General features: G+C 68.5%; 12 protein-coding genes. 6 read left to right on the plus strand and 6 right to left on the minus strand.

The features are described from left to right. Positions 1-29: 29 nt before the first annotated feature. From H0X91_RS26455 to H0X91_RS26465, 3 genes are all read right to left on the minus strand, one after another. Entirely contained in the window at positions 30-1958 is a 1929-nt protein-coding gene (locus H0X91_RS26455) for an SMP-30/gluconolaconase/LRE-like region family protein (RefSeq protein WP_043204831.1), read from the minus strand. 447 nt (positions 1959-2405) lie between these two features. Continuing rightward, on the minus strand, positions 2406-2837 hold the full coding sequence (locus H0X91_RS26460; RefSeq protein WP_059720886.1) for a GFA family protein: 432 nt from the start codon (positions 2835-2837) through the stop codon (positions 2406-2408). 97 nt (positions 2838-2934) lie between these two features. Further along, complete coding sequence (locus H0X91_RS26465; protein ID WP_196433497.1) at positions 2935-4128, minus strand: porin; 1194 nt, start codon at positions 4126-4128, stop codon at positions 2935-2937. A 304-nt stretch (positions 4129-4432) separates the two neighbouring features. Between H0X91_RS26465 and H0X91_RS26470 the strand changes: the two genes are divergently transcribed. The 4 genes from H0X91_RS26470 (at position 4433) to H0X91_RS26485 (ending at position 7128) form a co-directional block, all read left to right on the plus strand. Continuing rightward, the gene (locus tag H0X91_RS26470) at positions 4433-5065 is read left to right on the plus strand and encodes a LysE family translocator (protein ID WP_006490064.1); all 633 of its coding nucleotides are present in this window, start codon (positions 4433-4435) and stop codon (positions 5063-5065) included. Between the two features lie 12 nt (positions 5066-5077). Continuing rightward, the gene (locus tag H0X91_RS26475; RefSeq protein WP_196433498.1) at positions 5078-5614 is read left to right on the plus strand and encodes a GNAT family N-acetyltransferase; all 537 of its coding nucleotides are present in this window, start codon (positions 5078-5080) and stop codon (positions 5612-5614) included. Positions 5615-5724: 110 nt separating this feature from the next. After that, positions 5725-6459: a metallophosphoesterase family protein gene (locus H0X91_RS26480; RefSeq protein ID WP_006490078.1), complete on the plus strand. Its 735-nt coding sequence runs from the start codon at positions 5725-5727 to the stop codon at positions 6457-6459. Positions 6460-6516: 57 nt separating this feature from the next. Then, positions 6517-7128, plus strand: a complete 612-nt coding sequence (locus H0X91_RS26485; RefSeq protein ID WP_006490057.1) for an alpha/beta fold hydrolase — start codon at positions 6517-6519, stop codon at positions 7126-7128. 63 nt (positions 7129-7191) lie between these two features. On the opposite strand, the gene H0X91_RS26490 is transcribed toward H0X91_RS26485, so the two are convergent. Continuing rightward, positions 7192-8514 carry an ATP-binding protein gene (locus H0X91_RS26490; RefSeq protein ID WP_006490055.1) on the minus strand — a complete coding sequence of 441 codons (1323 nt, stop codon included), beginning with the start codon at positions 8512-8514 and terminating at the stop codon, positions 7192-7194. Continuing rightward, a complete protein-coding gene (locus H0X91_RS26495; protein ID WP_006490080.1) occupies positions 8511-9251 on the minus strand; it encodes a response regulator in 741 nt (246 codons plus the stop codon). Before H0X91_RS26495 ends, H0X91_RS26490 begins: the two co-directional genes overlap by 4 nt. A gap of 233 nt (positions 9252-9484) precedes the next feature. On the opposite strand from H0X91_RS26495, the gene H0X91_RS26500 reads away from it, so the two are divergent. Beyond that, positions 9485-10066, plus strand: a complete 582-nt coding sequence (locus H0X91_RS26500; RefSeq protein ID WP_006490070.1) for a thioredoxin family protein — start codon at positions 9485-9487, stop codon at positions 10064-10066. Positions 10067-10116: 50 nt separating this feature from the next. Here H0X91_RS26500 and H0X91_RS26505 read toward each other — a convergent pair whose 3' ends face one another. Next, positions 10117-10755: an FMN-binding negative transcriptional regulator gene (locus tag H0X91_RS26505; protein WP_006495144.1), complete on the minus strand. Its 639-nt coding sequence runs from the start codon at positions 10753-10755 to the stop codon at positions 10117-10119. A gap of 124 nt (positions 10756-10879) precedes the next feature. Here H0X91_RS26505 and H0X91_RS26510 point away from each other — a divergent pair. Continuing rightward, on the plus strand, positions 10880-11170 hold a 291-nt coding region (locus tag H0X91_RS26510; RefSeq protein ID WP_196433499.1), incomplete at its 3' end, for a GntR family transcriptional regulator.

Below are 11170 nucleotides of genomic sequence, written 5' to 3' on the forward strand. Positions count from 1 at the left end.
GGTCGATACGGCCCGCGCGGCCGGCGCGGTCACGGACGCCAGCGATACACGACGATGCTCGACCCGTTGTAGTTGTCCTTCGTGATCACGTACTCGCCGGTCGAGCGCAGGTATGCGCGCACGCCGTACATCGAATCGACGTCGTTGCCGACGTCCATCGCCGACGGGTTCGAGTTCGTCAGCGTCGTGACGAACGCACCGGTGTTCAGGTCGAATATGTCGATGTTCGGCACCGTGTGCACGTAGCCGACGAACAGGTAGTGGCCGGCCGCCGCGATCGATTTCGGGTTCGCGCTCGTCAGGTTGATCACCGGGTTCGGCGTGCTCGTGTTGCCGTTCTTCCAGCCGTGATAGACCTCGATGTGCCCGTTCATCGCGGTCCAGTCCCAGTTGCCCGCGAGGCCCTGCGCAAGAATCATCGTGTCGCTGTCGGCCTGGTAGATGATGCGCGTCACGGGCGCCACGCTGCCTGGCACGGCGGTCGTCACCGGCTTGCCCCATGACGGCTTGCCGGTCGTCGGGTCGAAGCCCGTCATCGGGTAGCGCGTGATCGCGTTGGAGCCGTTCAGTCCGGCCCACACGTCGCCGTTGCCGTCGATGTCGAAACCGGCCGTCACCTGCAGCGTCGTGTTGAACGGCTTGCCGGGCAGCGAGCCGGCCGGAATCGCGATGTAGCCGCTCGCGGTGTTGAAGTAATAGAAGTTGAAGTTGCCGGGGTTCTGGCCCGACGCAACGAGGATCCGATTACCGCCGACCGTCACGAGCTGGCCGAAGTGCTGGCCACGCTGATAGTCGTTCATGTCGAGGCGCGGGTCCTTCGGATAGGTGAACGGATCGACCGTGTTCGCGACGAACGTGCCGCCCGCGGTGCCCGTATACACGTTGTTGCCGCTGAAGAACAACGTGCCGTCCGTCGCGGGATCGGGCGCGGCGATCCCCTCGAAGTTCAGCGCCTGCAGCTTCCATTGCAGCGTGCCGACCGGGCTGTACGAATGCAGATCGGTGCTGCCGTTGCGGCCGAGATCCCAGCCGCCGCCCCAGGCGTTGTTCAGCACGTACAGGTTGCCGGCCGCATCCTTGCCGAGCGCCGCGACGCGCGTGAAGCGCTTGTCGCCGACCTGCCCCTTGATGCCCGTCGTCGTGTCGAGATAGCCGCCCTGCACGCCGAACGTGCCGACCTGCACCGGCAGCCCGGGCAGCCCGCCGTACACCTTGATGTTCATGTCGGGCCCTTCGTCGCCCACCATCAGGCGGCCCATCGACGCATCGAAGTACAGCGACGCCGGCCGCGCGCCGGCCGCCATCTGCAGCGTGTTCATCGCCGTCCCGGTCGGACTGAACTGCGCGACGACGCCCGCACTCTTGCGCGCGACCCACAGGTTGCCGGCCGCATCGAGCGCCAGCGCGCCGGGCCCCGTGACGCCGATGTCGCGCTGCCACACGCCATCGGTCGTATAGACGCGCACGCGGTTGCCGTAGAAGTCGCTCACGTACAGCAGGTTGCCGCCCGTCGCGAGGCCCGTGATGACGTCCGCATACTGGATGCCCGTCCACGTGCTGACCGGAATGCGCAGGTCGCGCTGGTTGGTGCTGCGGTTGTAGCGGCCCACCGAGCCGCTGCCGAACGTGCGGTTGTAGCCGAGCGCGACGAACAGCGACGTCGAATTGCCGGTGATCGCGCCGCCCTGGAATTCGTCGTGGATGCCGATCGTGCCGAGCGGCTGGCCGTTCTGGTAGATCGCGACGCCGCCCGCGTTCTCGTCCCAGCGCGACGCCGTGTAGATCACGCCCTCGGGCGCGACCCACATCGAGCGCGCGCCGTTGCCGACGTGCGAGGCGAGCGTGCCGTAGGTGTTCGCGAGCCAGTCGGTCGAGTATTGCGCCTGCGCGTGGCTCGCCGGCGCCAGCATCGCCATGCACATTCCCAGCAACACCGCGCGGATTTGTTTCATTGACATGAATAATGCTCCCAGACGAACCATGGTCGACACTGTAAATCGCGGCGCATGAAATATTGGTGATTCAGGCAAATGCGCATTCGCCGTTACCCCGAATTATTCACTGCACGCCTTTTGCCGTCCGGCGCTTTTTCGTCAATGATCGAAAAATCTGCGAACCCGCGCCACGACGGCCTGCCAGCCACGCGGTCGCGGCGCATTCCCCGGCATTTTCTTCCGGGTCATCCAATGCCAATGCGTCATTTTTTCTGATATGAGCGCATTGCTTTTTTCATTCCCCGGCGATCGTTTTGATTATTACAAATAGAAATTAAAATGAAAGGGGAAAAATATTATCCGGCGAGCCCGGCGTTTGCGATTTCGTGCAAGGAAGGGAAAACAGGAAGGAAAGCGGAATGCAGCGGGGAAAGCCGCGCGCCGGCCGTACCGGCACGCGGCGGCGATCGTTCAGTTCGCCGGATCGAGCGTCGGGCCATCCCAGCCGTCGACGTATTTCGGCAGCGCATCGACGACGTCGAGCACGCGTTGCCGGTAGAACAGATGCATCGTCGGCTGCAGGTGGCCGGGCAATGGCCCGCCGTGCGCCCGCGCGGTCAGGCTGTTCGGCACGACGCGCATGCCGAGCCGGTTCGTCCCGAACACGATCTCGCCGCACGCTGCGCACCACGTACGCGCCATCGACTTCGACGGATGCGGAAACGTCGCGTGGCCGCCGTCGATCGTCACCTGCTCCGGCGGCCATGCGGTCGCGGACAGCATCGGCGTGCCGTAGAAATCGCGGCAGGTCGCGCAATGACAGTTCGCACGCGCGGCGGGCTCGCCGCGCAGCGTGACGGTCACGGCGCCGCACAGGCAGCGCGCGGAAAGCGTTCGGGTCATGTCGTCTCCTCGAAAAGCGAGGCGACAGTATAGAAGCATGCATGCAACGTGACCCGCATCGGCCGCGGGCCCCGTTGCACGCGCAACGACCGCCGCGTCAGAACTTCTGGCGCAGCCCGAGGCTCACGATCGCCTGCGAGCGCGAATCGGACGAGTGACCGTTCGCCTTGTCGGACACCGACGCGGTCGCGGCCACCGGCCGGCCGAGCGCGTCGAGCGTCGTGCCGGACGCATGCTGGTACGCGCCGAGCAGGTACACGCTGGTGCGCTTCGACAGGTCGTAGACCGCGCCGAGCGTGACGTTGTGATACTGCGCGCGGTTGTCGATGCCGTCGACGTCGCTGCCGCGCGTGTAGCTGTAGCCGGCGAACAGCTGCGTCTGCGGCTGCACGTTCCAGCGCGTGAACACGCCGGCGACGTTGAACGTCGCATGGCCGGAAAACAGCGATTGCGCGCCGCTGCGGTACTGCACGTTGCTGTAGTTCACGCCGACGACGGCCGGCCCGAAGTCGTACGTCGCGCCCGTCGCGATCACCTGTTGCGACTGCGCGCTCGCATAGCCTTCGTTGATCGACGAATTGAACAGGCCGTCATCGGTGCTCTGCCACTTGCCCGCCGTCGGGTCGGTCGCGCCCTTCTTGCTGTTGTCCGAGCGCTCGTAGCCGACGCCCACGCGCAGCGGCCCCGCCGCATACGCGGCGCCGACGCTCCACGTGTTGCGCTGCTTCATGCTGCCCGGCTGGCCGCCGAAGCCGTACAGCGCGCCGAACGTGAAGCCCGAGTAGTTCGCGCTCGTATATTTGATCGCGCTGTCGACGCGCGCGGTCTGGTCGAGATCGTCGATGTCGCCCGGGTGCGCGCCGAAGCCGCCGATGAACGACGATGGGCCCACCGGGCTCACGAAATCGTCGAGCGACGTGTACTGGCGACCGAGCGTGATCGTGCCGTAGCGGTTGCTGCCGAGCCCGACGAACGCCTGGCGGCCGAACTGGCGGCCGCCCTGGCCGGACGTACCGTTGGAGATGTCGAAGCCGTTCTCGAGGACGAACAGCGCGCGCATCCCGCCGCCGAGATCCTCGGAACCCTTGATGCCCCAGCGGCTGCCGGACAGGTTGCCGGTCGTGAGGCCGACGCTCGAGTGCCCGGTGTACGCGCCGGCCGAGCCGACCCGCTCGTTGCTGCGATAGGTCACGCCCGCGTCGACGATGCCGTACAGCGTGACGGAGCTTTGCGCGGCGGCGATACCCGCGAGCGAGAGCAGCAGCGGCGCTGCGATCAGTTGCTTGTTCATGTTGTATGTCTCCGGGCGGTGAGCCCGTTGTTCTGGCTGGCTGTTTGCGAGTGGCGCGCGCGGGCGCCGACATCCGCCGGCGGTGCGAGACCGGCGACGTCCACGCGCGACGACGCGGCGGGCAGGCCCGCTGCGGCCGGTATGGTAGTTGGAACCGGTTTCGTTCCAAAGCGGAATAATGACAACAGTTTCTTGTCGAAATTGAGATAGTTCGGGCGTGGCCGTCGCCGCTCACTGCCGCGCCTGTACAGCGAGGGCCGACGCCCCCGATAATCGAACGCGCGCCCTCCATCGGAGTTCAAACATGCATGAAACGACCCTGCTGATCTTCGCCGCTGTCGCATTCGTCGGCATCGCGACACCCGGCCCGACCGTGCTGCTCGCGCTGACCAACGGCTCGCGCTACGGCGTGCGCCGCGCGGCCTACGGTTTCGCGGGCGCGATGCTGTCGGACTTCGTGCTGATCGTCGCGGTCGCGCTCGGGCTCGGCGCGCTGCTGATGGCGTCGGCGTTCTGGTTCTCGGTCGTGAAGTGGCTCGGCGCCGCCTACCTCGCCTATGTCGGCATCCGGCTGCTGACGTCGAAGGGAGCGCTCGACGTCGCGGCCGCGCAACACGGCACGGCAACCGAGCGCAACGCGTCGATCTTCGCGAAAAGCTTCCTGACCGCGGTGACGAACCCGAAGGGTTATCTGTTCTTCTCCGCGTTCCTGCCGCAGTTCCTCGATCCATCCGCGCCGCTCGCGCCGCAGTACGTCGCGCTCGCGGTCACGTTCGCGCTGCTCGACGGCGTCGTGATGTTCGGCTACGCGCTGCTCGGCGCACGCGCGGTGCGGCTGTTGAAACGCGCGGGCGCGCTGTGGCTCGAGCGCACGTGCGGCGCGATGCTGCTCGCACTCGCCGGTTCGCTGGCGCTGTACCGGCGCCATGCCGCGTAGGCGCCGGGCTCGATGAAAATCGCCGCACCGCCCCGCGCCGGTTTCCCCGGCCTGTCGCTCAGGCAACTCGAACGCGCGGACCTCGATGCGTGGTACGCGTACCTGTCGAATCCCGACGCCGTTCGCCACACGAGCTGGAACCTGCGCTCGCCCGACGATCTGCTGCCGCTGTTCGACAACATCGAATCGACCGATCCGGATTCGATCCGGCGTCTCGCGATCGTCGACACCGCGTCGGGCGCGCTCGCCGGGACAGTCGGGCTGCATACGGTGTCCACCGTGAACCGCTCGGCGGAAATTGCGTACGACCTCGCGCCGTCGCACTGGGGGCGCGGCATCGCGAGCGCGGTGTGCGAAGCCGTCACCGCGTGGGCGCTCACGCACGGCGGCTTCATGCGCATGCAGGCGGTCGTGCTGACCAGCAACGCGGGCTCCGCGCGCGTGCTGCAGAAGTGCGGCTACCGCTACGAAGGGTTGCTGCGCGCCTACAAGATGGTGCGCGGCACGCCGGGCGATTTCGCGATGTACGCACGCCTCGCGACCGACTGACGTGCCCGCCGCGGCATCGCGTGCCGATGCCGTGAAGCGATTGCACGACCCGATTGCACGACCCGCGCCGAATTGGCGACAATCGCCATTCCCCACATCGACTTGCCGCCATGAAAATCGCCGCGCTGTCCGACATCCACGGCAACCTCGCCGCGCTCGACGCGGTGCTCGACGACGTCCGCCGCCGCGGCGCCGACGTGATCGTCAATCTCGGCGACATCGTGTCCGGCGCGCTCCATCCGGCCGAAACGGCCGACCGCCTGATCGCGCTCGACCTGCCGACCGTCAAGGGTAATCACGAACGGCAGTTGCTCACCGGCGAGCGCGACGCGATGCGGCTGTCGGATCGCTGGGCGCACGACACGCTGCGCGCCGACCAGTTCGACTGGCTCGCCGCGCTGCCCGAACGCCTGACGCTCGACGGCGACGTGCTGATGGTGCACGGCACGCCGGCCAGCGATCTCGTCTATTTCCTCGAAACGGTCACGCCCGACGGCTGCCGCGCGGCCACGCCCGATGAAGTCGCGCAGCGCGCGGGCGACACGGCGGCGTCGCTGATTCTGTGCGGCCACACGCACGTGCCGCGTGCAGCACGGCTCGACGACGGCAGGCTGATCGTCAATCCGGGCAGCGTTGGGCTGCAGGCATATGAAGACGACCTGCCGCATCCGCACCGGATCGAGACGGGCTCGCCGCACGCGCGCTACGCGATGGTGTCGCGCACGGCGGCCGGCTGGAACGTCGAATTCCATGCGGTCGAATACGACTGGCACACGGCCGCCGCCACCGCGGCCGCGCGCGGGCGCGACGACTGGACCGTCGCGCTGCGCACCGGCCGCTGCTGACGCGCTCGCGCCGCTCGTCGTCCCGCTTCGCTTCGACTACCGGAACACCAACACGCCATGCCCGCTCCATCGCAATTGCTCTTCCTGCCCGGCGCATCGGGCAGCACCGCGTTCTGGCAACCGCTGGCCGGCAGGCTCACGCATCCGGCCGAGCGGCGGATCGTCGCGTATCCGGGCTTCGGCGACACGCCGCGCGATCCCGCCGTCGACGATTTCGACGGTCTCGTGCGTCATGTGCTCGCAAGCGTCGACCGGCCGACCGCCGTGATCGCGCAATCGATGGGCGGCGTAATCGCGATGCGCGCGGCGCTCGACAAGCCGGATCTCGTCACGCATCTCGTGCTGACGGTCACGTCCGGCGGCCTCGACATGGCCGGACTCGGCGCGCAGGACTGGCGCGCCGGTTTCGCCGAGGCGAACCCGCGGTTGCCGGACTGGTTCATGACGTTGCGTGCGGACCTGTCTCAGGACATCGGCCGTATCGCGCAGCCGACGCTGCTGCTGTGGGGCGACGACGATCCGATCAGCCCGGTCGCGGCCGGCCGGCGTCTGCTCGAACGGCTGCCCGATGCGCGGTTGCACGTCGTACCGGGCGGCCGGCACGATCTCGCGGCCGTGCATGCGCAAGCGCTCGCGCCGCTCGTCGACCAGCATCTGCACCGCGCGTGACGTCGCCCCCGTCGCATGCGCCGGCACGCGCCCGACACCGCGACGCTCGCGCGCCGCGTCGCATCAGCCCGCGTTCCTCAGCGTCAACGTCGCTTCGAGCCCGCCGCCGTCGGGCCGGTTGCTCAGCGTGAGCGTGCCGCCCATCGCCAGCGCCAGTTGCCGCGCGATCGCGAGGCCGAGCCCCGTGCCGCCGGTATCGCGATTGCGCGACGTCTCCACGCGCCGGAACGGCTCGAACACCGCGTCGAGCTGGTCGTCCGGAATGCCGGGCCCGCGGTCGAGCACCGCGATCACCGCGCCGCCGTCCGGCGCCGCCCGCACGTCGATCTCGGCCGCGCCCGCGAACTTCAGCGCGTTGTCGACCAGGTTGCCGACGATGCGGCGCAGCGCCTTCGGCCGCGTGACGAGCGCGAGCGGCGCGCGGCTGTGCAGCGCGACGTCCTGCCCCGCATCCGTGTAGTCGCACACGATGCTGTCGAGCAGCGCGTCGACGTCGATGCGGCGTGCGGCTTCCTCGGTGCCGTGCAGCGTCCGCGCGTACGCGACGCCCTCCTTCACCAGATGCTCCATCTCCAGCAGGTCCTGGCGCAGCTTCGCGCCCTGCGTGTCGTCGTCCATCACGTCGACGCGCAGCCGCATCCGCGTGATCGGCGTCTGCAGATCGTGCGAGATCGACGCGAGGATCTGCATGCGCTCGGCCATGTACTGCGCGATGCGGTCCTGCATCGCGTTGAAGGCCCGTGCCGCGCGCGCGACTTCCGACGGCCCGTCTTCGCTCAGCCGCTCGCCCTTCAGGTCGGGGCCGAGTGCGTCGGCGGCCTGCGCGAGCTGCTTGAGCGGCCGCGTCGCGAGCCGCACCGCGAGCCAGCAGCACGCGGCCAGCACCGCGAGCTGCACCACGAGCACGGCCGGCAGCCAGCCCGACAGCGGCACCGTCGACATCGGATGAATGTCGATCGTCAGCGGCGAGCCGTCGGTCAGCCGCAGATGCACCTGCAGATGTTCGCGGTCGCCGGGGATCGAATTCGCGGTCAGCGGATAGTCGCCGCCGATGCCGTCCGAGATCGAGCGCTCGACGCGCGCCGACAGCCGCGCCTCCGGCGGCGTGCCGGTTTCGCCGGGCCCGAGGATGAATGCATAGCTGCGCCGTGCGAGGCGCGGCAGCCACGCGGTGCGCTCGGCGGGCGGCAGATGGTCGAGCAACGCGACCGAGCTCGCGACCTCGCGCTCGATGTAGCCCATCATCAGGTTCGTGGTCGCCTGGTCGCGCTCGGTCACGGTGAGCCAGAACGACAGCGTCTGCGCGAGCGCCAGGCCCACGCACAGGATCAGCGCGAGCCGCGCGAACAGCGAACGCGGCCAGCGCCACAGCGTGCGCGCGCTCATGGCGTACCGTCGACGGCGGTCACGGCCGACGAGAACACGTAGCCCTCGTTGCGCAGCGTCTTGATGTAGCGCGGCTCGCGCGCGCCGTCGCGCAGCCGCTGGCGCAGCCGGCTCACCAGCAAGTCGATCGAGCGGTCGAACGGGTCGGACTGGCGCCCTTGCGTGAGGTTGAGCAACTGGTCGCGCGTCAGCACGCGCTGCGGGTTGTCGAGGAACACGCGCAGCAGCCGGTATTCGGCGCCACTCAGCGCGACCAGCGTGCCTTCGGCGTCGAGCAGATGGCGCCCGGTCGTGTCGAGCTGCCATTCACCGAACGCGAGCAGCGCGGCCGTTTCCGTGACCTGCATGCCGGGCGGCAGCATGCGCGCGCGGCGCAGCACCGAGCGAATCCGCGCCAGCAGCTCACGCACCGCGAACGGCTTGGCCAGGTAGTCGTCGGCGCCCATCTCGAGACCAATGATGCGGTCGGTTTCCTCGCCGCGTGCGGTCAGCATCAGCACCGGTACCGTGCGGAACTTGCCGGCGCGCAGGTCGCGGCACAGCGTCAGGCCATCCTCGCCGGGCAGCATCAGGTCGAGCACGATCAGGTCGGGCGCGCCGTCGTCCAGCGCGTTGCGCATCTCGCGGCCGTTCGCGGCCAGCGACACGCGCATGCCGTTCTTCTCCAGGTAGTCCGCGATCAGTTCGCGGATCGCGCGATCGTCGTCGACGATCAGCACGTGGTCGAGCTTGTCCATGAGTCGTTGCCGGTATCGGTGTCGGGGTTCGGGCGGGGCGATGTCCGCTTTTATACCGCACGGCGGGCACGCGTTTGTATCGCAATGTATCGCGGCGCCGCGACGACACACAACATTGCACACGCGCGGCTGGCCGGACACATCGCGGATACGTCGGCGCCGCCTAATGGGGCCTGTCGAAACCCGTCCGGCCGCCGCCCTCCCGCCGCGGCCCCAAAGATCAGGAGAACGCCATGCTGCCCCGCTTCAAGACCGCCGCCCTCGTCATCGCCCTCGCCGCCACGGCCGGGCTCGCCGCCTTCGCCGGCACCCGCGACGACGCGGGCGTGCAGGCAGCGCCGGCCGGCATGGCGGCGCCCGGTTTCACCGGCATCGACCGCTGGCACAACAGCGCGCCGCTGACGCTCGACCAGTTGCGCGGCAAGGTCGTGCTCGTCGATTTCTGGACGTATTCGTGCATCAACTGCATTCATACGATCCCGTACGTGAACGACTGGTATCGGAAGTATCGCGACCAGGGGCTCGTCGTGGTCGGCGTGCATACGCCGGAATATCCGTTCGAACGCGACGCGAAGAACGTGGCCGATGCGATCAGGCGCTTCGACATCCGGTATCCGGTCGCGCAGGACAACCGCTACGATACGTGGCGCGCATACGGCAACCAGTACTGGCCCGCGCTGTACCTGATCGATGCGAACGGCAAGATCGTCTATACGCGTTATGGCGAAGGCGGGTACGACAAGACGGAAGCCGCGATTCGCGGCGCGCTCGCGCAGGCGGGGGACGGGACGAAGGGTGCGACGCGCACGCCGTGACCGGGGCCGCGCGCGGGCTCGCCACGCGCCCGCGCGCGGCAGTCATGCGCTCATCCGCGCTTCGCGTCGGCCTCCGCCAGCATCGCCTCGCCGATCGCGAGCTGGCCGTCCGCGACCAGCGCTTCGCCCGCGCCGCGAATATCGGCCGCGGGCTTGTTCTGCCCGAGCTTGCGCTTGCCGACGAGCTGCGTGATCTCGATCTGCAGCCCGACGATCGCTTGCAGCATCGCGTCCATGTAGTCCTGCGGCGCGTCGCCCATCTTCCACGGCACCGGCTGCGACGCTTCGTGCGTGCGCGTCAGCCGCGCGACCACGCCTCGCACGAACTTCTCGTCGTCGCGCACCGTGATGCGGCCGTGCGCATGCACGACCCGGTAGTTCCAGGTCGGCACCTCCCGGTGCGTCGCCTGCTTGCTCGGATACCAGGTCGGCGAGATGTACGCGTCGCCCGCACGGAAGATCACGAGCACCTCGTCGCCGTCCGCGACGTCCTGCCAGACCGGATTCGCGCGGGCGACGTGTGCATGCAGCTCGCCGAGCCCGCCATCGCCCGGCATCAGCGCGAACGGGAGGTGGATCGCATCGAGCCCGCTCTTGCCGTGCGTGATCAGGCTGCCGAACGGGTGCTGCACGATCAGCTCGCGCAGCGCGTCCGGATTGGGTTCGTTGTAATCGGCGGGGATGTACATGTCGGCTCCACGGTCGTACGGGGTGGGAAAGGGGCGCGGGCGCAGGCCCGTCATACGTCGATTGTGGCCTTAAACTGGTTTATCCTGTAGAGCCGGTTTGAAACAATTTCAGCAGACCAGAATCATGGCAAGAACGGCCCGGATCGTCGAAATCCCGTCGCTCGGCGCGCTCGATCGCGCGGCCGGCGACCTGAGCCGCCAGCTCGCGCAGGCGCTGCGCGATGCGGTGCGCCGCGGCGACGTCCGGCCCGGCGACACGCTGCCGTCCACGCGGCTGCTGGCGGCGTCGCTGCAGGTGGCGCGCGGCACCGTCGTCGACGCGTATGCACAGCTCATCGCCGAAGGTTTTCTCGAATCGCGCGGCGGTGCGGGCACGCGGGTCGCGCACGCGCTCGCGGAGCCGCCCCCCGTCGAC

Origin of the sequence: Burkholderia sp. 9777_1386 (genome assembly GCF_015712265.1) — a bacterium.
GTDB lineage: Bacteria > Pseudomonadota > Gammaproteobacteria > Burkholderiales > Burkholderiaceae > Burkholderia > Burkholderia cenocepacia.

Coding starts and splice junctions, on each gene's coding strand:
- H0X91_RS26490 (WP_006490055.1), bottom strand. CDS start 8,514: ATGAGCGCGCGCACGCTGTGGCGCTGGCCGCGTTCGCTGTTCGCGCGG.
- H0X91_RS26495 (WP_006490080.1), bottom strand. CDS start 9,251: ATGGACAAGCTCGACCACGTGCTGATCGTCGACGACGATCGCGCGATC.
- H0X91_RS26505 (WP_006495144.1), bottom strand. CDS start 10,755: ATGTACATCCCCGCCGATTACAACGAACCCAATCCGGACGCGCTGCGC.
- H0X91_RS26485 (WP_006490057.1), top strand. CDS start 6,517: ATGCCCGCTCCATCGCAATTGCTCTTCCTGCCCGGCGCATCGGGCAGC.
- H0X91_RS26480 (WP_006490078.1), top strand. CDS start 5,725: ATGAAAATCGCCGCGCTGTCCGACATCCACGGCAACCTCGCCGCGCTC.
- H0X91_RS26455 (WP_043204831.1), bottom strand. CDS start 1,958: ATGTCAATGAAACAAATCCGCGCGGTGTTGCTGGGAATGTGCATGGCG.
- H0X91_RS26470 (WP_006490064.1), top strand. CDS start 4,433: ATGCATGAAACGACCCTGCTGATCTTCGCCGCTGTCGCATTCGTCGGC.
- H0X91_RS26460 (WP_059720886.1), bottom strand. CDS start 2,837: ATGACCCGAACGCTTTCCGCGCGCTGCCTGTGCGGCGCCGTGACCGTC.
- H0X91_RS26475 (WP_196433498.1), top strand. CDS start 5,078: ATGAAAATCGCCGCACCGCCCCGCGCCGGTTTCCCCGGCCTGTCGCTC.
- H0X91_RS26500 (WP_006490070.1), top strand. CDS start 9,485: ATGCTGCCCCGCTTCAAGACCGCCGCCCTCGTCATCGCCCTCGCCGCC.
- H0X91_RS26465 (WP_196433497.1), bottom strand. CDS start 4,128: ATGAACAAGCAACTGATCGCAGCGCCGCTGCTGCTCTCGCTCGCGGGT.